The 477-nt window shown below is 44.2% G+C and carries 1 protein-coding gene; it reads left to right on the plus strand.

The features are described 5' to 3' along the window. Positions 1–25 precede the first annotated feature (25 nt). Positions 26–477: F0F1 ATP synthase subunit delta (atpH, locus tag KIV40_RS26755; protein ID WP_285352214.1), on the plus strand; the 452-nt coding region annotated here is incomplete at its 3' end.

A 477-nucleotide genomic window follows, 5' to 3' on the forward strand; every position in this document is an offset into this window, starting at 1 on the left:
AAAACTTTAATGCAAGGGGCTGAATATGTCTGATTTGACTACAATCGCACGCCCCTATGCTAAAGCAGCCTTTGACTTTGCGGTTGAGAAGGGCGAGCTAGACCAATGGGGTCAAATGCTTACTTTCGCAGCCGAGGTCGCACAAAACGATGATATTGTTAGCCTACTGAACAGTTCAACAACTGCCAGCAAGCTAGCTGAAATTTTCATTGTAATCTGCGGCGAACAATTTGATGCACATGGCCAAAACTTTATCAAAGTGATGGCAGAGAATGGCCGACTTAAGGCTCTTCCAGATGTATGTCACGAGTTCTTCGCTCTGAAAAAAGAGCACGAGAAAGAGATCGATGTTGAAGTAACTTCAGCAGTAGAACTTTCTAAAGAACAACTGGCAGACATCAGCAGCAAATTGGAACAGCGCCTAGAGCGCAAAGTTCAGCTGAATTGCAGTATAGATGAGACTCTACTTAGTGGAGT

This window comes from Vibrio sp. D173a, from assembly GCF_030248475.1.